Annotated in this window: 18 protein-coding genes; 15 read left to right on the top strand and 3 right to left on the bottom strand. The window is 39.0% G+C overall.

Annotated features, from left to right (window positions below; all coding sequences use genetic code 11):
- Nucleotides 1–26 precede the first annotated feature (26 nt).
- The 4 genes from parC to J0J35_RS01580 all read left to right on the top strand — a co-directional run bounded on the left by parC (nucleotide 27) and on the right by J0J35_RS01580 (nucleotide 6,956).
- Nucleotides 27–2,510, top strand: coding sequence for a DNA topoisomerase IV subunit A (parC, locus tag J0J35_RS01565; protein ID WP_206917288.1), 2,484 nt, complete (start codon nucleotides 27–29; stop codon nucleotides 2,508–2,510).
- A gap of 159 nt (nucleotides 2,511–2,669) precedes the next feature.
- Nucleotides 2,670–5,141 (top strand): DNA gyrase subunit A, encoded by a 2,472-nt coding sequence (gene gyrA, locus J0J35_RS01570; protein ID WP_206917290.1) that lies wholly within the window; start codon nucleotides 2,670–2,672, stop codon nucleotides 5,139–5,141.
- Nucleotide 5,142: 1 nt separating this feature from the next.
- Nucleotides 5,143–6,213: an FAD:protein FMN transferase gene (locus tag J0J35_RS01575; protein WP_206917292.1), complete on the top strand. Its 1,071-nt coding sequence runs from the start codon at nucleotides 5,143–5,145 to the stop codon at nucleotides 6,211–6,213.
- Between the two features lie 11 nt (nucleotides 6,214–6,224).
- Nucleotides 6,225–6,956, top strand: a complete 732-nt coding sequence (locus tag J0J35_RS01580; RefSeq protein ID WP_019293698.1) for a class A sortase — start codon at nucleotides 6,225–6,227, stop codon at nucleotides 6,954–6,956.
- A gap of 51 nt (nucleotides 6,957–7,007) precedes the next feature.
- Here J0J35_RS01580 and J0J35_RS01585 read toward each other — a convergent pair whose 3' ends face one another.
- Both J0J35_RS01585 and J0J35_RS01590 read right to left on the bottom strand, forming a co-directional pair.
- Nucleotides 7,008–7,775 carry an ABC transporter permease gene (locus J0J35_RS01585; protein WP_061413267.1) on the bottom strand — a complete coding sequence of 256 codons (768 nt, stop codon included), beginning with the start codon at nucleotides 7,773–7,775 and terminating at the stop codon, nucleotides 7,008–7,010.
- A 12-nt stretch (nucleotides 7,776–7,787) separates the two neighbouring features.
- Nucleotides 7,788–8,654, bottom strand: a complete 867-nt coding sequence (locus tag J0J35_RS01590) for an ATP-binding cassette domain-containing protein (RefSeq protein ID WP_019293697.1) — start codon at nucleotides 8,652–8,654, stop codon at nucleotides 7,788–7,790.
- A gap of 210 nt (nucleotides 8,655–8,864) precedes the next feature.
- Here J0J35_RS01590 and pcrA point away from each other — a divergent pair, with 210 nt between their 5' ends.
- The 7 genes from pcrA to tpiA all read left to right on the top strand — a co-directional run bounded on the left by pcrA (nucleotide 8,865) and on the right by tpiA (nucleotide 16,562).
- Complete coding sequence (gene pcrA, locus J0J35_RS01595; protein WP_206917294.1) at nucleotides 8,865–11,159, top strand: DNA helicase PcrA; 2,295 nt, start codon at nucleotides 8,865–8,867, stop codon at nucleotides 11,157–11,159.
- A 3-nt stretch (nucleotides 11,160–11,162) separates the two neighbouring features.
- A complete protein-coding gene (locus tag J0J35_RS01600; RefSeq protein WP_165719503.1) occupies nucleotides 11,163–11,729 on the top strand; it encodes a DNA-3-methyladenine glycosylase I in 567 nt (188 codons plus the stop codon).
- 197 nt (nucleotides 11,730–11,926) lie between these two features.
- Complete coding sequence (gene mdt(A) / locus J0J35_RS01605; protein ID WP_206917296.1) at nucleotides 11,927–13,183, top strand: multidrug efflux MFS transporter Mdt(A); 1,257 nt, start codon at nucleotides 11,927–11,929, stop codon at nucleotides 13,181–13,183.
- Between the two features lie 88 nt (nucleotides 13,184–13,271).
- Nucleotides 13,272–13,724, top strand: a complete 453-nt coding sequence (locus tag J0J35_RS01610) for a VOC family protein (RefSeq protein ID WP_004258242.1) — start codon at nucleotides 13,272–13,274, stop codon at nucleotides 13,722–13,724.
- Nucleotides 13,725–13,850: 126 nt separating this feature from the next.
- Nucleotides 13,851–14,756, top strand: a complete 906-nt coding sequence (truB, locus tag J0J35_RS01615; protein WP_206917298.1) for a tRNA pseudouridine(55) synthase TruB — start codon at nucleotides 13,851–13,853, stop codon at nucleotides 14,754–14,756.
- Between the two features lies 1 nt (nucleotide 14,757).
- Nucleotides 14,758–15,669, top strand: a complete 912-nt coding sequence (locus J0J35_RS01620) for a bifunctional riboflavin kinase/FAD synthetase (protein WP_117517464.1) — start codon at nucleotides 14,758–14,760, stop codon at nucleotides 15,667–15,669.
- A 134-nt stretch (nucleotides 15,670–15,803) separates the two neighbouring features.
- The gene (gene tpiA, locus J0J35_RS01625; RefSeq protein WP_117517462.1) at nucleotides 15,804–16,562 is read left to right on the top strand and encodes a triose-phosphate isomerase; all 759 of its coding nucleotides are present in this window, start codon (nucleotides 15,804–15,806) and stop codon (nucleotides 16,560–16,562) included.
- A 70-nt stretch (nucleotides 16,563–16,632) separates the two neighbouring features.
- Here tpiA and J0J35_RS01630 read toward each other — a convergent pair whose 3' ends face one another.
- Nucleotides 16,633–18,225 (bottom strand): bifunctional aspartate transaminase/aspartate 4-decarboxylase, encoded by a 1,593-nt coding sequence (locus J0J35_RS01630; RefSeq protein WP_019294126.1) that lies wholly within the window; start codon nucleotides 18,223–18,225, stop codon nucleotides 16,633–16,635.
- A gap of 157 nt (nucleotides 18,226–18,382) precedes the next feature.
- Between J0J35_RS01630 and J0J35_RS01635 the strand changes: the two genes are divergently transcribed.
- The 4 genes from J0J35_RS01635 (at nucleotide 18,383) to J0J35_RS01650 (ending at nucleotide 22,018) form a co-directional block, all read left to right on the top strand.
- Nucleotides 18,383–18,970 (top strand): hypothetical protein, encoded by a 588-nt coding sequence (locus J0J35_RS01635; protein WP_206917300.1) that lies wholly within the window; start codon nucleotides 18,383–18,385, stop codon nucleotides 18,968–18,970.
- A gap of 44 nt (nucleotides 18,971–19,014) precedes the next feature.
- A complete protein-coding gene (hemW, locus tag J0J35_RS01640) occupies nucleotides 19,015–20,139 on the top strand; it encodes a radical SAM family heme chaperone HemW (protein WP_206888642.1) in 1,125 nt (374 codons plus the stop codon).
- A 70-nt stretch (nucleotides 20,140–20,209) separates the two neighbouring features.
- Nucleotides 20,210–21,016 carry a GH25 family lysozyme gene (locus J0J35_RS01645; RefSeq protein WP_019292139.1) on the top strand — a complete coding sequence of 269 codons (807 nt, stop codon included), beginning with the start codon at nucleotides 20,210–20,212 and terminating at the stop codon, nucleotides 21,014–21,016.
- A gap of 108 nt (nucleotides 21,017–21,124) precedes the next feature.
- On the top strand, nucleotides 21,125–22,018 hold the full coding sequence (locus tag J0J35_RS01650) for a DNA/RNA non-specific endonuclease (protein WP_019292138.1): 894 nt from the start codon (nucleotides 21,125–21,127) through the stop codon (nucleotides 22,016–22,018).
- The last annotated feature ends 42 nt before the right edge of the window (nucleotides 22,019–22,060 follow it).

Here is a 22,060-nt window from a genome sequence, read left to right on the forward strand (position 1 = left end):
AAAATGAAATAACTGTTGGAGGACTAATGTCTAATATACAAACTCTACCTTTAGAGGATATTATGGGCGAGCGTTTTGGACGCTATTCAAAATACATTATTCAGGAACGTGCCCTACCTGATATTCGAGACGGCTTAAAACCCGTTCAACGACGCATCCTGTATTCAATGAATAAGGATGGCAATACTTTTGATAAAGCTTATCGTAAGTCTGCCAAGTCTGTCGGAAATGTTATGGGTAATTTTCACCCACATGGAGACATCTCAATTTATGATGCGATGATTCGCTTGTCGCAAGATTGGAAAATGCTTGAGCCTTTGATTGAGATGCACGGGAATAACGGATCGATGGACGGTGATCCACCGGCTGCTATGCGTTATACTGAAGCACGTTTGGCAGAAATTTCTTCGTATTTATTAAAAGATATTGAGAAAGATACAGTTGCTCATGCTTGGAATTTTGACGATACGGAAAAAGAGCCAACTGTACTTCCCGCAAGCTTTCCTAACTTGTTGGTGAACGGTTCAACGGGGATTTCGGCAGGTTATGCAACAGATATCCCGCCGCACAATCTTGGAGAAGTTATTGATGCGACAATCTATATGATTGATCATCCTAAAGCTGATGTTGAGAAAATCATGACTTTCATGCCCGGCCCCGATTTTCCGACAGGTGCCATTATTCAAGGGCGTAGTGAGATCAAAAAGGCATACGAAACAGGCAAAGGGCGCATTGCTGTCCGTTCAAAAGTAGAAGTTGAAAAACTTAAAGGCGGTCGTGAACAACTCGTTGTTACAGAGATTCCTTATGAAATCAACAAAGCAACTTTAGTTAAACGGATTGATGATGTGCGAGTAAATGCCAAAGTGCCTGGAATTTCTGAAGTGCGTGATGAATCCGATCGTGAAGGGCTGCGCATTGCTATTGAGCTGAAAAAAGAAGCCAATAGTCAGCTGGTGCTTAACTACCTCTATAAAAACACAGATTTGCAAATTAATTATAATTTCAATATGGTGGCAATTGACAATATGACGCCACGTCAAGTCGGTGTTCTTCCTGTTCTGCGCTCTTATATTGCCCATCGTCAGGACGTTATTGTTAAGCGTTCAAAATTTGACTTGAGTAAAGCTGAGAAAAGATTACATCTGGTTGAAGGTTTGATCCGGATGGTCTTTATCTTGGACGAAGTCGTTGCTTTAATCCGTGCATCTGAAAACAAATCAGATGCTAAGGAAAACTTGAAAGTGAGCTATGCTTTCAGTGAGGAACAGGCCGAAGCCATAGTCACACTGCAACTTTACCGTTTAACTAATACCGACATCGTAACTCTAGAAAATGAACAAGCTGAACTTGAAGCTAAGATTTTAGAACTCCGTGCGATTATCAATGATGAACGTACACTTTATAACTTGATGAAACGTGAGTTACGTGAAGTCAAGAAAAAATTTGGCAAGGAACGACGTTCAGAACTACAAGATAATGTTGAAACGATAGAGATCGAGGCGCAACAACTGATTGCGGAAGAGGAAACGGTTGTTTCAGTTACGCGTGGTGGTTATATTAAACGCACATCACCACGTAGTTTTGCCTCTTCCAATGTTGAAGAAGTTGGTAAACGTGAGGATGACGAATTAATCTTTGTTAAAGCAGGCGCACGGACCACGCAGCACCTGCTGATGTTTACCAGTCTTGGAAATGTTATTTATCGTCCAGTCCATGAATTGTCTGATGTCCGCTGGAAGGATATTGGCGAGCATATCTCCCAGACTTTGAACAATTTTGCCAGCGATGAAGAAATTATCTTTGCACAAGTACTTGATAATTTTGAGTCTGGCGAAAATTACATGGTAGTCACTGCAGCTGGTCAAATCAAGCAAGTTGAACTTGATTCCTTTAAACCTTGGCGGACATACCGCTCTAAGTCAATGGTTTACGGGAAACTCAAAGGAGACAAAGACAGTATTGTAACCATCGCACCGATTGTTAAAGGTGATGAAGATGTGATGTTGATTTCTGAAAATGGCTACGCCCTTCGCTTTAACATCTCAGAAATTCCAGTTGTGGGGGCTAAAGCAGCTGGTGTTAAGGCAATGAATCTTAAAGCAGGAGATTTGGTCAAGGCCGCCTTCTTTGTGCAAACAGACAGTTGGTACCTACTCACACAACGTGGCTTTATCAAGCGGGTAAAATCTGAGGATATTCCGGAAACAAGTCGAGCAAATCGTGGCCTACAGGTTTTACGTCCTTTGAAGACCAATCCGCATACCGTATTCTCAGCAGGCAGTGTGATCAATACTGATAAGACACCACTTTCAGAGACAGTTGATCTTTTCAGTCCTGCAGAAGCAGAAGATACGCCAACTGATAAGAGCCAGATTTTGGAGGTAACTTCAGCAGTGGGTAAAGTCTATCAAACAGAACTGACAGACTTGAATTTATCCGATCGTGCAAGCAATGGCCATCCCTTAGCCGAAGATATTGATCGTGTGATTGAAGCAAAAATAAAATAAAAATGATCCTCAATGAGGATTATTTTTTTATTTAGAAATACTGTCAAAATAAGCTTGATTTACAAGGAAAAAGTATATTCAAAAGATTTAAAAACACCTGTAAACAATAAGAAATTATGGTATAATAGAGACAGTGTTTATACATTGAAAGAGGAGAACATGGAAGATAAAAATATCATAAATGTCAATCTTGCTGAGGAGATGAAAACCAGCTTTCGTGACTATGCAATGTCAGTTATTGTGGCACGTGCCCTACCTGATGTACGCGATGGTTTGAAGCCGGTTCATCGCCGCATTCTTTACGGAATGAACGAGCTTGGTACAACGCCTGATAAGCCACATAAAAAATCTGCCCGTATTACCGGGGATGTCATGGGTAAATATCACCCACATGGAGACGTCTCGATTTATGAGGCCATGGTACGTATGGCTCAGTGGTGGAGCTATCGCCACATGCTGGTTGACGGACATGGGAACTTTGGTTCCATGGATGGAGATGGCGCTGCCGCTCAACGTTATACCGAAGCACGTATGTCAAAAATTGCCTTGGAAATGCTTCGTGACATCAACAAAAACACTGTTGACTTCGTTGATAACTATGACGGAACGGAACGAGAACCAGAAGTACTTCCGGCACGTTTTCCGAACCTTTTGGTTAACGGAACAACGGGGATTGCCGTTGGGATGGCGACAAATATTCCACCTCATAACTTAGGAGAAACAATTGATGCGGTTGACTTGCTGATGGAAAATCCAGAGGCGACAACACGTGATTTGATGGAAGTATTACCTGGGCCAGACTTTCCTACTGGTGCTCTAGTCATAGGTAAATCTGGTATTCGCCGTGCTTATGAAACAGGTAAAGGCTCAATTACGCTTCGTGCGAAGACAGAAATTGAGGAATTACCTGGCGGTAAGGAACGCATTGTAGTTACTGAGTTCCCTTATATGGTCAATAAGTCAAAAGTTCATGAGCATATTGTTCGTTTGGCACAAGAAAAGCGTATTGAAGGTATTACAGCCTGTCGTGATGAGTCAAGTCGTGAAGGTGTACGTTTAGTGGTTGAAGTCCGTCGCGATGCATCGGCACACGTGATTTTGAACAACTTGTTCAAACTCACACAACTTCAAACATCCTTTGGTTTTAATATGTTGGCCATTGAAAAGGGTACGCCAAAGATTCTGTCATTGAAACAAATCTTGACCGACTACATTGAGCATCAAATCGAAGTTGTAGAACGTCGTACACGCTTTGATAAAGCTCGTGCAGAAGCTCGTGCTCACATCTTAGAAGGTTTGCGTATAGCCTTGGATAACATTGATCGTATGATTACTATTATCCGTGAATCTGCAACAGATGCAATTGCTCAAAAAGCGATGATGGATGAATTCCAACTGTCAGACAAGCAATCGCAAGCTATCTTGGATATGCGTTTGCGCCGTTTGACAGGTTTGGAACGTGACAAGATTGAAAATGAGTATCAAGAGCTTATTGCCTTGATTGCTGATTTGGCAGATATCTTGGCTAAACCAGAACGTGTTAAAGCTATTATTCGAGAAGAATTAGGTGAAATTAGACGTAAATTTGCAGACAAACGTCGCACAGAGCTTTTGGTTGGAGAAGTCTTGAATCTGGAAGACGAAGATTTGATTGAGGAAGAAGATGTTCTTATCACTCTCTCAAATAAGGGATATATCAAACGTCTTAGCAATGACGAATTCCGTGCACAAAAACGTGGTGGACGTGGTGTTCAGGGCATGAACATGTCCGACGATGATTTTGTACAACATCTGGTATCAACAAGTACACACGATCATTTGCTCTTCTTTACTAATCTTGGACGTGTCTATCGAATGAAGGGCTATGAAATCCCAGAATACGGTCGTGCTGCTAAAGGCTTGCCTATCGTCAATCTTTTAAAACTTGATGAAGGTGAAAAGATTCAAACAATTATTAATGTTGTGAAGTCCGACGAAGAAAGATATCTGTTCTTTACAACACGTAAAGGCTTAGTCAAACGTACCAATACCCAACAATTTGCCAATATTCGAACTAACGGTCTCAAAGCTCTAAATCTTCGTGAAGGTGACGAGCTTATCAATGTTCTGCTCACATCAGGCAAAGAAAACATCATTATCGGAACGCATAATGGCTTCTCCGTACGCTTTGAGGAAGCTGTGGTACGTGATATGGGCCGTTCTGCTACGGGTGTTAAAGGTGTCAGCCTGCGTGAAGGCGACTTTGTTGTTGGTACAGCGATTGTTCATGATGAACAGGAAGTCTTAGTGATTTCTGAAAAAGGTTTAGGTAAGAGAACGATTGCGAGTGAATATCCTGTTAAAGGACGTGGTGGTAAAGGGATTAAAGTCATGAACATCACTGACCGCACAGGTAAACTTGCCGGTTTGACTGCTATCAATGGTGATGAAGATATTATGGTCATTACTGATACAGGTGTTGTGATTCGTACAAGTGTTGATAATATCTCACAAACGGGTCGTGCAGCGCAAGGAGTGAAAATCATGCGTTTGGATGATGATGCACAAATTGTGACATTTGCTCTGGTTGAACCTGAACAGGAAGAGGAAGAAATAAACGAGGCAGAGAGAGCTTCAAATACGGAAGAATAAAATGAAAAAATTATTTATATTCTTAACTGCAGCTGTCAGTATCTTTTTACTGGCAGCTTGTAGTTCAAATAAGGAGACCCGTGATCTTTTAGAGCAGCCAATCAAAAAAGATGCCACAACAATGGGAACATACATCCAAGTCACTGTCTACGATAAAGGTAAGGAAAAAGCGGTTGAAGAAGCTTTAAATATTGCTGAGAAATATAACGATTGGGTATCTGTAGATCAAGCAAAGTCAGTTGTCGATAAAATCAATGACAATGCTGGTATTAAACCTGTCAAAGTAAATTCTGAAATTTATCAATTGATCAAGCTAGGCTATAACTATTCTGCTAAGAACATGGGCTATGATATTACCATAGGTCCTTTGAGCAAGCTCTGGAATATAGGCTTTCCTGATGCACGGAAACCTTCACAAGATGAGATAGAAAAGGTCTTACCTCTGATTAACTATCAATTTATCCAGTTTAATGAAAAGGACAGTACCGTCTATTTAAGTCAAAAAGGTGCCCGCTTAGATTTAGGTTCAATAGCTAAAGGATATACAGCCATGAAGATGGTTGAAAGTCTTAAAAATAATGGCGTAACCACTGGGATTGTCGATTTGGGATCAAGTTCTATCTATGTGATTGGACATTCTCCACGTCAAACAAATGATGCGTGGACGATTGCTATAAAAGACCCCAATGATCCAGAAAAATCGCAGTTAGGAATTTTAAAAGCAAGTGATCAACATGTAAATACTTCTGGTATCTATGAACGTTATTTAGAAGTGGATGGGCATCGCTACTCTCATATCCTTAACCCTAAAACGGGCTTCCCATTTGACAATGATATTGCCAGCATCACTCTTTTAATTTCTGGTGATGATGCTACAAATGGTGATGGTTTATCTACTATGATTTACGCTATGGGAACCAAAAAAGGTTATGAATATGTCGAAAGCCTGAAAAATGTTCAAGCTGTATTTGTGGATAAAGATAACAAGGTCTATATTACGGATGGCTTAAAAGATAAATTTGACTTAACCAGTGAAAACTATAAGATCGGTCAAATTAAAGACTTAAAATAGAAAGAGGCAACATGGCGAAAAAAAGTAAGAGTTGGAAACGCGTGCTAGTCAATTTGCTTATTTTGGTTCTCTTTCTTGTGGGTTTAATCCTTGTTTTTAACAAACCTATCCGAAACTGGTTAATCGGCAGAAATACGGCGCATTATCAGATAAATAATGTGACACGGGAAACGATTAAAGAAAACAAAGAAGTAAAGGGCAACTTTGACTTTGACAGTGTAGAGTCGATTAGTTTTGAACAAGTGGTACGTAACCAGTTAAACCGTCAACCCATGCCAGTCATTGGGGGCATTGCAATTCCAGATGTTGGCATTAATCTGCCAATTTTCAAAGGCTTAGCAAATGAGAACCTTGCTTTTGGAGCGGGTACGATGAAGGAAGAGCAAGTGATGGGGCAAGGAAATTATGCTTTAGCCAGCCATAACGTCACTGGATTTAGCAGCGATGTTAGCCTACTCTTTACCCCGCTTGAACGTGCGAAAGAGGGGATGGTTATTTACGTCACGGACAAAAATAATATCTATCAATATCGTATCAACAAAATATCTGTCGTTTCTCCAGAACATTCAGAGGTAATCGATGATACACCAGGAAAAACGGAGATTACCTTGGTAACCTGTGCTGATCCAGAAGCTGTAAATCGAATTATTGTACATGGTACATTTGAGAAAAAAGTTGCTTATGATGCTGCGACACAAGAGATGAAATCTGCTTTTGACCGCAGTTATAATCAAGTACTTTAATAAAAATAAAAAAAACTTCCAGAAATGCTCTGGAAGTTTTTTTCGATACTTTTATAAATCCTGTTTGCGAAGATAGAAAATACCAATGAGGCCGAAAACTAAGATTTCTATAATATGGTAACCAATACTGAAGAGACTGTTATTACTTACAAAGGTAGAACTAAAGTCTGAAGTTCCTACTTGTGCAAGGAAGAGGAAAAATAGACTCATTAAGACTGTTTGAAGAATGCGAGAGGTGAAATTAAAAGCAATGTATACAAATAAACCTGATGTTCTTCCGCGCGTGATAATAACGGCTAAAGCCATTGTTACCATCATAGCTACGAGTCCTAAAATATAAGAAAGAAGTCCCGTAAAAATATCGGCAGAATGAACGAGTAAGTCAAGCGATCGAAAGAGAGAAAAGACCGTTTCTTGGTTGAAGATAAAGAAGGTGACAAAGGGGACAACTAAGACAAGAAAAAGAGCAATTAATTGAGTCAAAATTGTTGTGCCAATTTTGACAAAGTAATATTTGACCCGAGAGACTCCACTTGCAATCATCAAACTCATGACCTTGTTTTTATAATCAATATTGAGCAGATGAAAAGGATATAAGAGGGAAAAGATAGCTAACCCAATGACGGCAAAGACAGTCGTAATCGAAAGAAAGGTGAGGAGGATGGGAAAGTTTTGAAAATCAATGTTTGTCAAACTGACAGCTAACCATGAAAAGTTAAGAAGTAAACTTAAAGAAATGAATACGGCAAGGACAATCATGTAAGTTTTATCCTTTATGTTTTTATACATTTCCATTTTAAAAATATTTTTGGCATTCATACTGAGTTCCTCCTATTTCACAAGTTCAATGAACTTGCTTTCTTTTTTAATCTGATAAAACTCAATATCTTGAGCTACAGCTTCCTTGAAGAATTCACGATACTTGTCTTCATTCATTTCAAAAATAGTCCAGTTTTCGGATTGTTGTGAAAACTTAACTTGTAACTCCGTTAGGAAGGTGTGAAGCGCTTGAGGCTGATTTGTTTGTACACGGTAAATATAGGTCTGATTCTTCTTATGAAGATCGAATTTTTCAACAAAATTACCATTTTCTAGGACTAAAACTTCATCGGCTAGAGTTTCAATGTCTTCTTGAACATGACTTGAAATAAGAATCATTCGTCCCTCTGTTTTTAAATGAAGTAAGTAATGTTTAAACCATTCGACTGTTTTTTTATCTAAGCCACGGAAAGGCTCGTCAAAAATGAGAATATTCGCATCGCTCATCAGGGAAATCAGAAGAATCAACTTTTTATTCATTCCTAAAGAATAACGGCTTACTTTTTCGTTCAGGTTATCGTAAATATTTAATTCTTTAGCTAAGATGCGGGTTCTCTCTTCATCAAAATTTCCACGTAGCCCACCAAAGTAGCGAAGATTAAACCAACCTGAGTAGTTTTTATAAAGTTCCATATCATCAAGAACAATACCGACAGAAGTAAGTACTTTAGGATTTTCTTTAATATTCTTCCCATCAATTTCGATGCTACCGGAATAGTTGGTAATAATATTAGTCAGCGTTTTAAAAAATGTCGTTTTTCCGACACCATTTCTTCCCACAATCCCATAAATTTTTCCTTGGTCAAAAGACACAGGGGATAAATTCAGGACATTGTGCGCTTGGTAAGAGAAGCGGAGGTTTTGGATGTTCAGCGTCATGTTTTTCCTTCTTTCATTTTATGAATAATTCTATCATGTGTGCGTTGCTTTTACAAGCCAATCCATAAAGTGTAATACCATATTTACAGCTTTGATTATTGCGAGAGTCATTACATTTAATGAAAAAGAATTTAGGGAAAACAGATGTGCAGGATAGGTCCTCTTTTGTTATAATAGGAGAGCAAGACTAGACTGGAATTGAGAGAGTAAATGAATCCTTTATTAAATGGAATGAATGAAAAACAAGCAGAAGCAGTACAAACTACAGAAGGGCCACTTTTAATCATGGCAGGCGCGGGCTCAGGAAAAACCCGTGTTTTGACACACCGCATTGCTTATCTTATCGATGAAAAAATGGTGAATCCTTGGAATATTTTGGCGATTACCTTTACCAACAAAGCTGCGCGTGAGATGAGAGAACGTGCGCTTAATTTAACCCCGGCAGCTCAAGATACATTAATTGCAACATTTCACTCAATGTGTGTTCGAATCCTCCGACGCGATGCAGATCATATTGGTTATAACCGAAACTTTACGATTATTGATCCAGGGGAACAAAAAACCTTGATGAAGCGTATTTTGAAAGAAGCTAACTTGGATCCTAAAAAATGGGAACCCAAAACGCTCCTTAATACGATTTCAAACGCTAAAAATGACCTTCTCGATCCCGAGACTTACGAAGGACAAATCAATGCGCGTAATCCTTATGAGTTACTGACAGCCCGTGTTTATAAAACCTATCAGGCAGAACTGCGTAAAGCGGAGTCGATGGATTTCGATGATTTAATCATGCAAACCTTACGTCTTTTTGATAAAAATCCAGATGTTTTAGCCTATTATCAAGGTAAATTTCAATATATCCATGTGGATGAATATCAAGATACTAACCATGCGCAATATCAGCTCGTCAAGTTAATGGCTCAACGTTTTAAAAATATTTGTGTCGTTGGTGATGCTGACCAATCAATCTATGGCTGGCGTGGTGCAGATATGCAGAATATTCTTGACTTTGAAAAAGATTATCCCGATGCGAAAGTTGTTTTACTTGAAGAAAATTATCGTTCCACAAAAACAATCTTACAGGCTGCCAATAATGTGATAAACAACAATGTGAACCGTCGTCCTAAAAAATTATGGACTCAAAATAATGATGGGGAGAATATTCTTTATTATCGTGCCAACGATGAGCGGGATGAAGCAATCTTTACAGCTTCGACAATCAATGAGCAAGTGCAAGCTGGACGGAAATACTCTGATTTTGCAGTCCTTTACCGGACAAATGCACAGTCACGTACAATAGAAGAAGCCTTCTTGAAGTCTAATATTCCTTATAGTATGGTCGCTGGGACAAAGTTCTACTCACGTAAAGAAATTCGTGATGTGATCTCTTATCTTAACGTGATTGCCAATCCTCGAGATAATATGAGTTTTGAGCGGATCGTTAATGAGCCTAAACGTGGTGTTGGTCCAAGTGCTCTGGAAAAATTGAGAAACTTTGCGGATATGCAAGGTAAATCTTTAGCAGAATCAACGTTGGATATTACTTTATCGGATATTCGAGGCAAAGCAGCTGGCGAAATCTACAATCTTGGGCTAATTTTTGATTTCTTGCGTAGCTTCATTGAAACATCTAGTATCACGGAACTTGTCGAAGAAATGCTCGACCGCACGGGCTATATGAAGTTCCTGCGAATGCAAGCAAATCTTGAAGCTCAAACACGGATTGAGAATATCGAAGAATTTCTCTCCGTGACAAAGAATTTTGATGAAAAGTCAGAAGTACCACTAGATGAAATGACCGGAGAACCAATCAAGGAAACCGGTTTGGACCGCTTGAGTCGTTTCCTTAATGAAGTGAGTCTTCTTTCTGAGGTGGATGAATACGAAGAAGCGAGTGACGCGGTTACCATGATGACCTTACATGCTGCAAAGGGTCTAGAATTTCCTGTTGTATTTCTTATTGGGATGGAAGAAAATATCTTTCCACTTTCACGTGTTAATGATGATCCTGATGAATTGGAAGAGGAACGTCGTCTTGCCTATGTGGGAATCACGCGCGCCGAAGAATTTCTTTATATGACCAATGCAAATCAACGTGTGCTCTACGGTAAAACCAGCTATAATCGTCCGAGCCGTTTCATCTCTGAGATTGATGATGAGTTATTGGACTATGGAGGGATTGCACGTAAGGCCAATTCAAGCTTCAATGCTAGTTATAAAATGGCTGGAGGTGCGACACGATTTGGTACTGGCATGTCCATGACAGATGCTCTTCATCAACGTAAAGCTGCAGTCAATCCTGGAGCATCACGTGTGATTGAAAAAGCAGATGTAGCTACAGAAGATTGGACGATTGGAGATACTGCCGTCCACCGCAAATGGGGTGAAGGTATTGTGTTAGCTGTTACTGGAACCGGTAAGAATATGGAGCTGAAAATTAAGTTTCCTGAAGTGGGTATGAAACGTCTTTTGGCTGCAATGGCACCAATTGAGAAAAAGGAGTAGTAAATGGATAAGAAGCGATGCAAGTGGTGTCTTTCTTCGGAGAAGATGATTCATTATCATGATACATATTGGGGTACTCCGGTCCATGACGATCAAGAGCTTTTTGCAAAACTCGTTTTAGATATGAATCAAGCAGGCCTCTCTTGGTCAACCATTTTAAACAAACAAGAAAGCTTCTATAAAGCTTATGATCAGTTTGAGATTGAAAAAGTAGCCAGCTATAGTAAGGAAAAGGAAGAAGAACTCCGCCAAAATGCGGGAATTATCCGCAACAAGCTAAAGATAGCAGCTGCAGTAAATAACGCTCAAAAAGTTTTAGAACTTCAGAAAGAATTCGGTTCTTTGGATAAATATATTTGGTCTTTCTCAGAAGGTCAAGTGTTGCAACATCAAATTACTGATGAGAGCCAAGTACCTGTTACCAATGCTTTAGCTGAAGCTATGTCTACAGACATGAAAAAAAGAGGAATGAAATTTGTTGGTCCAACAATCATCTATGCTTATCTTCAAGCTGTAGGCGTGATTAATGACCATGCGGATTATTGTTTCCGTAATAAAGAGCTGTTGTAGAAAGAGGAGCGTCTGACATTTATCAGGCGCTTTTTGATGCTTCTTAATAATCAGCAAAATACTAAAGGTTAAGGTTTGAATTGCTTTGAGAACTCTTCCTTTTTTGATATGCTAATATTTAAAAAGGAGAAGAATATCTGTTTGGATTACGGATAAAATTTTAGGCTCCTTAAAGAAAATATAGAAAAAGGAACTCTATGAACACATCAGTCTCGCCAAATTGGCGGAAAAATTTTTATTTGTTTTTGATAGGTCAGCTCCTAACGGGCGTGACTTCAATGATTGTCCAGTATGCGATTATTTGGTATTTGACCCTTGAAACAGGTGAAGAATCTGTCCTTGCAATTGCTACACTTGTAGGTATGTTACCAATGGCGCTTCTAAGCCCGTTTGTTGGGCCATTCATTGACCGTATCAACAAGAAGTTCTTACTTATTTCATATGATGCTGTGGTGGCAGTAATAGCCTTGGGTCTTTTTATTTACGGGATTAATAATGATGTTTATCCACTTTGGATGGTCTTTGTGACTATTGGTATTCGTGCGGTTGCACAGACCGCTCAGATGCCAACAGTCCAATCTATTATGCCCACAATGGTACCAGAAGACGAAATTACTCGAGTCAACGGACAGTTCGGTATTATTCAATCTTTGATATTTATTGTTTCACCTGGGATTGGAGCTTTCATGGTAGCAACTATGCCGATTCATTGGGTTATTTTACTTGATGTGATTGGCTTCATTCTTGGTGCTGGAATGTTGCTTTTAGTCAGGATTCCCGAAGTCGCTTCACAGGGCGAAAAGATCTCTGTGATGAAGGATGCACTTGAGGGCTTTAATATTCTCCGTGAGAACAAACCGATGTGGAAAATGACACTCATCGGTGCCCTATTTATGTTACTTTTTATGCCTGCAATGAGTCTCTATCCTCTAGTGACCACAAAATATTTTGGCGGCACGATTGTCCACGCGGGTTGGGTTGAAGTTCTATTTGCTGCTGCGATGCTGATTGGCTCTTTTGCTGTCGGTATTTTTGGAAAAACTAAGGACCGTATGCCCTGGATTATTGCGGCTTATCTTATCGTTGGCTTGAGCATCGGTGGTTCAGGCTTTCTTCCTGGCAATATGAACGGGTTTTGGGTTTTCCTTGTTTTGAATGTTTTTGCTGGAATTGTGGGACAGATTTATACCACAATGAATATGGCAATCACGCAGCAATCATTTGAAGCCCAATACTTAGGACGGGTTATGGGAATAGTCTCTGCATTGATGAGTATTGCCGGACCAGTTGGGCTAATCTTCGCAGCTCCAGTAGCGGAATCCATAGGTGTTCAAAACATGCTTGTGATTGCAGGCTTTGGAGGCATATTAGCTGCAGCTCTATTATATTGTACGCCCTCAGTTCGGAACTATGATAAACATTTGCAAAGAAAGTTAGAAAATGAAGGACAATGAAATAAATGTCAAATCAATAGTTGAAAGAGCTTCCTTATGATAAAATGAAGGTATCACAATAGCAAGTATAAAAAAGAAAGAGGCGCTTATGGCTAACATACATCCTTATATTGCTCTTAATAATACCAAAGAAGCACTTGCTTACTATGAAGAAGTTCTTGGTGCAAAAAATATCCGCCGTGTTCCTGTTGCTGCTGAACAGGCAAAAGAATTTGGTTTATCTGAAGAACAAGCAGCAGAAATGACAATGCACAGTCAGTTTGATATCTTAGGAACGACTATTATGGCAGCAGATAATTTTCAACATGAAGCTTTAAGTTATACAGGAATATCGATCTTATTAGATCTTAATTCAGAAGATAAAGAGGCGATGGCAGAAGCGCAGGAATTTTGGAAACACTTATCTGATTCAGGAAAAGTGACAATAAATATGCCTTTTGAAGAACAATTCTGGGGCGGCGCTATGGGCGATTTTACTGATAAATATGGCGTACGATGGATGTTGCATGCGCAACCTTACTCTAAACTTGGAGAAATGTAAAAACGGGCAAAGTTCACTTGTATTTTAACGTAGCAGAAAATGCTACGTTATTTTTATGTAAATATTTTAAATTGAAGCGCTCCTTTATCTGAAATAAGTCTGAAAAAGTGCTATAATTATGTATCTATGAATGGAATTTTAAATGTATATAAAGAAGCGGGCTGGACATCTTTTGATGTTGTTGCTAAACTTCGAGGAATTTTAAAAACAAAAAAAATCGGCCACGGAGGAACGCTTGATCCACAAGTGACAGGAGTTCTCCCTGTAGCTGTTGGTAAAGCCACTCGCCTTCTGGAATACATGGAAGAGGCGGGGAAAGTATACGAAGGTGAAGTGACAATCGGTTTCTCTACAGAAACAGAGGATGCTGAAGGTGAAGTCATTGAAACTACACCTGTGCCATCAACCCTCTCAGACGAAGAAATTGATGAGGTAATGACACGTTTTATCGGGGAGATTCAACAGGTCCCCCCCATGTATTCAGCAGTTAAAGTGAAAGGCAAGCGCCTTTACGAATATGCACGGGCTGGGCAAATGGTTGAGCGTCCCATACGAAAGGTTACCATCAAATCATTTACGCGGACAAGTCCAGTGACTTTTGAAAAGGGTTGTGCACGATTTACGTTTCGTGTAGCTTGTAGCAAGGGTACTTATATTCGTACTTTGGCAGTTGATCTCTCTGATGCTTTGGGCTATGCGGGGCATATGTCTAAATTACAGCGGACTGCAGCTAACGGTTTGCATATTGCTGATGCAATGACTTTGGAGCAGATTGAGACTTTAGTTAAGGCTGAAAAACTTGATGAAATATTACAGCCAAATGAAGTCGCAGTCTCTGACTTGCCGCGCCTTGATGTGACAGACAAACAAGCAGCAGCAGTACGCGTGGGTAAAAAGTTTGAAGAAGCTGAGTTTGCTAAGCTTGGCGAAGCCAAACGTTTTGCTTTCTTTTATCAAGATCAATTGATTGCTGTCTATATGAGACATCCCGAAAAACCAGGAATATTAAAACCAAATAAGGTAATAAATTAAAATGAAAACTTTATATTTTGACGAAATTGAAAATTGGACTGAACCGACAGTTCTTGTCTTAGGCTACTTTGATGGTTTACATCGTGGTCACCAAGCTTTGTTTGCTGAGGCAAAAAAACTCGCAGCTGTTCTAAATTTGAAGATTGCCGTCTTAACTTTTCCAGAAAAACCGACACTTACTTTTCAAAAATTTGAACCAGATATGTTGCTTAAGTTAACAAGTGATAAAAAACGCGAAGCACTTTTTGCAGAAAATGGTGTGGACTATCTAATTTTTAAAGATTTTACTTCAAGTTTTGCTAAACAAACAGCAGAAGAATTCTCTAAAAATGTAGTGGAAAAATTCTTACCGAAAATTGTTATTACAGGCTTTGATCATAAAACGGGCTCAGACATGACACAACTCAAAAGCAATGATCAATATAAAGTGGTCGTTATACCAGAAGTTGCAGATGATGAAGGAAAAATTTCCTCTACTCGGATACGTGAACTTGTAAAAACTGGAGATATTGAAGCAGCAAACGAGCTTTTAGGTTATCCTTATGAGACAACTGGAATTGTGGTGCATGGTTTTGCACGTGGCCGAACAATCGGCTATCCAACTGCTAATCTAGCGATTAAAGACTTTATTCATCTCCCATCAACTGGTGTTTATACGGTAGATGTTCTTTGGGAGGGCCAACGTCAACGTGGCTTTGCTTCAATCGGCTATAATGAAACTTTTAATGGCAAAGAAAAAACAGTCGAAATCCATATTTTTGATAAAGATTTGGACTTGTATGGAGAAAACTTAACGGTTCTCTGGCTAGATAAGATTCGAGAAATGATTAAATTTGACAGCATTGAATCTTTGATTGTTCAGATGAAAGATGACGAAGAAAAAGCACGTCAATATAAAGTAAAAGAAGCCTAATTTTGATTAGGTTTTTCTGTTACCCTTTACTTGGTTCACAAGTTGGCGGGTAAAAGGTTGAAACGTTAATCCAAGCAGAAAGAGCCAGATTGTGATATACTTAATAAGAACAATTTTTAAGGAGAACATTAATAATGTCACGTAAACCTATTATCGCTGGTAACTGGAAATTGAATAAAACCCTCAAAGAGGTTAAAGAATTTATCGCTAACATTGACGGTAAATTGCCATCAGAAGACAAAGTAGAAGTTGCTATTGCAGCTCCTGCACTTTACCTTGTATCAATGGTACAAGAACGTGGAAATAACCCACTTAAAGTTGCAGCAGAAAATGTTTACTTTGAAAATTCAGGTGCCTTCACTGGTGAAATCGCTCCAGCTATGCTTGCAGCAGAAGGAATCGAATACTCAGTAATCGGTCACAGCGAACGTCGTGAGTACTTCCACGAAACAGACGAAGACATCAACAAAAAAGCTAAAGCACTTATTGCAGCTGGTGTAACACCAATCCTTTGCTGTGGTGAAACACTTGAAACTTTTGAAGCTGGTAAAACAGCTGAATGGGTTTCAGCTCAAATCGAAGCTGGTCTTGCTGGTATCGACGGTAAAGATGTTGCTAACATGGTTATCGCTTACGAACCAATCTGGGCTATTGGTACAGGTAAAACTGCTACTGCTGAAATCGCTGACGAAACTTGTGGTGTTGTTCGTTCAACAGTTGAAAAACTTTACGGAAAAGAAGTTTCAGATGCTGTACGTATCCAATACGGTGGTTCTGTAAAACCTGAAACAGTTGCTGAACTTATGTCTAAAGAAAACATTGACGGCGCTTTGGTTGGTGGAGCTTCACTCGAAGCTGATTCATTCCTTGGCTTGCTTGAAATTTACAAATAAGATTAACATGCATAATAAAAAAGGGAACCTTTAAGGTTCCTTTTTTTATTTCATATAGTATTATTTACACTCATCTCTTCTTCAAATAATCCGAGTAATATTCCTTAAGGAGATTGATAATCTGCTTCCCAATCAAGTAATAATCCTCTGTAGGTAAGTTGGCTTGAGAGATGCGGAGTGTTCCGCTAGAAGCACCAAAACCTGTCCCGTCCATCAAAACAACGCCATTTTTGTCGGCGAGATTGAGCAAGAACTCTAAGTAATCAAAGTTTTCTTCCAAATAGATACGGAATTTTTTACCAAAACGGATTTCGGCAAGTTGGTAAATATCTACGAGCGTATAATATTTAGCATTCTCTTTCGAGTTGTCTGGCTCTAATTTCATGGCTTTAAGCAAATCTTGATAACGTTCATCGATAAGAGCATCACAAGCTTCAAAGTAAGGATCTGCCTCTTTACGATGAATCAAATGCGTAAAGGCAAAAAGAACTTCCATGATTTGTTGTGGTGTAGAGAGGCCAGCCGTATGATAGAGACCAACAGAACGTGAATCCGCAACAATACGTTCGATAAATGGTAGCTCTTTAGTGTCATGTGTTACAATATCATAGCGCTTGTCGAGTTTCTCAATATCCTCAGGATCAAGCTCAGAGATAAGACGGTCAAAGACATTATCTTCCTGCATGGCAATAAGCCCTAAACGCCAACCTGTTGCACCAAAAAGTTTTGAGAAAGAATAAACGAGAATGGTATTATAGGGAACAACACTATAGACAGATTGGAAATCTTGAACGAAAGTTCCATAGACATCGTCTGTAATAATGATGAGATCCGGATTTTTTTCAACAGCTCGTTTTAAAGCGTCAAGTGTTTCTTGACTGAAAGCTTTAGAACCTGGATTTGATGGATTAACTAAGAAGAATGCCTTGATTTCAGGATCTGATAATTTTTCGATTTCTGTTTCGGGAATGCTCCAATTGTCGCTCTCATCAGAAGTAATTAATGTTTCAACCAGATTGAATTCACTTAAACCAGGAAGTTGCAAGTAAGGTGTAAAGATAGGTGTGTTAATAGCTATTTTATCACCCGGCACAACTAATTTATTGCGCTTGAGTGAGTTGAAGATATAGACAATCGCAGCTGTACCGCCTTCCGTTGGGAAGATTTGTGTCTTATTTTCGAGATGAACGCCATTATACAGAATTTTTTCCATAAAACGATTCAAGACAATTTCGGTATTTCTCAGACAGCGGCTAGGAACAGGATAATTATTTCCGATAGCACCATCGATAAATTCCTTAATCACATCGTCAATATTTAGCTTAAGATCAATTTCGATATAGTCCATGACATCAATCAAGAATTTATCAATCTCATCATCGTCAGGTTCTAAGAAAGCCTCAAAGCGTTGCCCAATACCTTTCAATGTTGTGTATCCAGCCATATCAGCTTTTTCAATCGTACGAAGGGAGTCTTTAATACCAAATTCAATCAAGCGATTAAAGGCTAAACGTGCTTTTGTATTAATCCAGTTTGGATTGCCGCGACCGGCATTCAAAAAGATATTGGCTTTTTTATTTTTTTCTGCCAGTTTAAGCATTTCAAAGCTAACTTCAAAAGCTCCTAAACCGGTATAATCAGTAATGGTAACTTCTTTTTCCATGTGTTCTCCCATTTAAATTTATTGAACTTTTGTTATTAATTATAACACAATAAATAGAAAACAAATTGACTCAAATAGTCTAAAATGATAAAATTTTCGCTCGTTTTTTGTTACAATAGTAAGATATGAGTTTTTACCAGTAAAGGAGAGCGGCAAGATGGCATATTTACTTATTTTGAGTGCTGCTGTTACCTTATATTTTGCTTTGGGCTACGTTAGAGCCACACTCAAAGGCTGGGTTATTCCCAATAAAGTAACTTGGTTTCTCTGGGCTTTAGCGCCAATGATTGCTTTTTTTGCCACCTTTTCTTCGTCGGGGTTTAGCCTTGGTCAAATTCCTGTTTTTATGGCTGGCTTTACGCCCTTGCTTGTTTTTGGCGCTTCCTTTATAAATAAGCAGTCTTTTTGGAAAATAACCTTTTTTGACTTGTCCTGTGGAATAGTTTCACTGATCACCTTAGTCATCTGGTATTTGACACAGAATTCTAATCTGGCGATTTTTTTGGCCATCATGAGTGATGCTTTAGCAGCTTTGCCTACCTTGATTAAAGCTTGGAGATATCCTGAAACTGAAAGCATTAAGCCCTTTGCTGCGGGAATAGTAACCACGGGAATTGCCCTTCCCGCTACAAGTACTTGGGATTTTGCACATCTTGCTTTCCCTGTTTATCTTTCTCTATTAAACATCTTAATGACAGTGATTTTAAAAGTGAAAGATAAGTCGATAAAGAATAGCGAAAAATGAAGATTTGTAAAAATCATAGAAACAAATAATGAAGAGGAAATAAAGTGAAAAAGAACGAAACAAAAGCAGCTTATGTCCATATCCCTTTTTGCTCACATATTTGTTACTATTGTGATTTTGCTAAAGTTTTGATGACGGGACAACCGGTCGAAGCCTATATTGATGAGTTGCTCAAAGAATATGATAGTTATGATATTAGTAGTTTGAAAACGCTTTATATTGGAGGTGGGACACCGAGTGTTTTACCTGCAGATCAGCTTGAAAAATTACTCACGCATCTGACAAAAAAGCTTGATTTAGAAGAACTTGAAGAGTTCACAGTGGAAGCAAACCCTTCTGATTTAACAGATGAAGTCCTTGCTGTTTTAGCGAATTCGCCTGTGAACCGCATCTCACTTGGTGTACAATCGTTTGATGATAAACTCTTGAAAAAAATTGGGAGAACACATACTGAAGCACAAGTTTACTCTTCAATAGAAAGACTACGTACTGTCGGATTTGAAAATATCACAATAGATTTAATTTATGGCTTACCGAACCAAACGATGGAAATGGTTGAGCGGGATGTTCAAAAATTCTTAGAATTGGACCTTCCCCATGTTGCCTTATATAGCCTGATACTAGAAGATCATACAGTATTCATGAATCGTCAACGTCGTGGACGCCTCCGTTTACCATCTGATGATCGCAATGCGGATATGTATGAGTATATTATTGAAATGCTGACTTCTAAAGGTTATTCGCATTATGAAGTTTCAAATTTTGGAAAAATCGGCTATGAAAGTAAGCACAATATGACATATTGGGACAATGCGGAATACTATGGCATTGGAGCTGGAGCTTCAGGTTATCTTGATGGTATTCGTTATAAAAATCATGGACCTGTTCATCATTATTTACGCGAGGAAAATAAACGTGTAAATGAAGAAATATTGACAAGAAAACAAAGGATTGAAGAGGAAATGTTTCTGGGCTTACGCAAAAAAAATGGCGTATCCATTGAACGTTTCCATAAAAAGTTTGGTCAAACACTTGAAGAAGTTTATGGCACAATTATTGAAGAATTGGCGTTTCAAAAAATGTTGTTTGAAGCTGATGGACGGATTCAGATGACGGAAAAAGGATTTGAATTAGGAAATGAAGTTTTTGAGCGTTTTTTGTTAGATTAAGTATGCATATCTGAAAGATATTGTTCTAATCTATGTTACAATAGTGTGAATGAAGAGTGAAAATAGTAATATGAGAAAAAAGCTTACCCCTCTAGCAACCATGATTGTTGCTGGAATTTTTACTGCTCTGGTCTTTGCTTTTGGTAACCTAAGATACCAGGTTCCCGAAATGGCAGCGACGCATGAAAAAGAAGAAACGGTGGTTGTAAATAAATCATTAAGCAATGATGATGTTGATTTGAACCGTTTTGTAGTAGATATCTCCGCATGGCAACGCCCAGAAGATATTGATTATAATTTAATGAGTCAAGAAGTCATTGGTGCTGTCGTACGTGTACAGACAGGAAAGTCAAGTAAGGACAATGCAGCAGCTTATAAAAGTGGTGAAGATCGTCAATTTAAAACGCATATGAGCGAATTGCAAAAGCGTGGTGTTCCTGTTGCTGTATATGCCTATGTCAATGGTAAAAATGTTGAAGAGATGAAAGAACAGGCACGTCTTTTTTATGAGCGAGCTCATCCTTTTAAACCAACGTATTATTGGCTGGATATTGAAGAAGTCAGCATGGATAACATGAGCGAAGGTGTGGATGCTTTCCGTGAGGAGCTTAAGAGCCTAGGTGCCAAGAATATAGGTATCTACGCGCAAGATTGGTTCTTGACTGACCATAAGATTGACTCTAGCCATTTTAGTTCAATTTGGATGGCTGATTATGGTCGAAATACCGGGATGTGGGATACATCTCCTAAAACAGATTTGAACTATGACATGCACCAGTTCACGGACCGCGGACAATTGTCGAGCTATGGTGGACATTTAGATTTAAATATGATTCGTACGCAAGAACAGTACGATAAACTTTTTAGAAATCCCTAATCTAATAAAGGGAAGTAGCAGTAGACGAAAGTCTATTTTCTTTATGTGGTTTTTGAGACAAGAAGAAACAAACATTGAACGAGTAATAAGATAAAATCAGGAGCGAAGATGGCAAAGAAAAAACAAACAGGTTTGAAAGCAGGCGCAGGGATTCTAGGAACAGTTGTCGTTCTTGGCTTAGGATTTCTAAAGTCGAATCCCGAAATATTGTCGACAGTCACAGGAACACCATCACTGAATCAGCCAGCGCAAAGCCAGCAACTTAAGAATTTTAGCAAGGTAGATTATGGCAGTGTCAAAGACAAAGTGCCGACACAATCTTTAGCACAATCAGTTTTGACACCTTCAATTAAAAAGAACCTCAAAGATTCAGTCACTTATAATGGAACTGGTGCCTTTATTGTCAATGACAATAAAACAGACTTGGATGCTAAAGTTAACAGTGCACCTTATGTTCAACTGGCAAAACAAGATGCTTTAGGTCGTCCCAAACTTGCCAATGCACTCCTCAACAAGACAAGCCGCCAGTACAAAAACCGTTCAGAAACAACGGGAGCAGATGGAAAGTCCAACAGTGCGAAAATAAATCCTGTAGGCTGGAAACAACTCATGATTCCTTCTGGTTCATACAGCACACTCTATAACCGAGGACATTCAATTGGCTACGCGCTAGCTGGAAATATTAAAGGCTTTGATGCTTCTGAAGCAAATCCACAAAATATCAGTACACAAACCGCTTGGGCCAATCAGGCAAGTAATGGCAACGAGGAAAATACAGGGCAAAACTATTATGAAGGTTTAGTGCGTAAAGCGCTCGATAAGAATAAAACAGTCCGTTATCGTGTAGAACCTATGTATGATGGGAATGATCTCGTTCCCTCAGGGACGCATATGGAAGCCAAGTCGAAAGATGGAAGCTTAGAGTTTAATGTTTTCATTCCAAATGTGCAGCCAGGTATTCAAATTGATTATGCTTCAGGCAAGGGCATGATTTTGCAGTAGGAGAGTAGATTCCTGTTTGAATAAAATAAAAAACGTAGAAAC

The organism is Lactococcus sp. LG606 (assembly GCF_017309645.1).
GTDB lineage: Bacteria > Bacillota > Bacilli > Lactobacillales > Streptococcaceae > Lactococcus > Lactococcus petauri.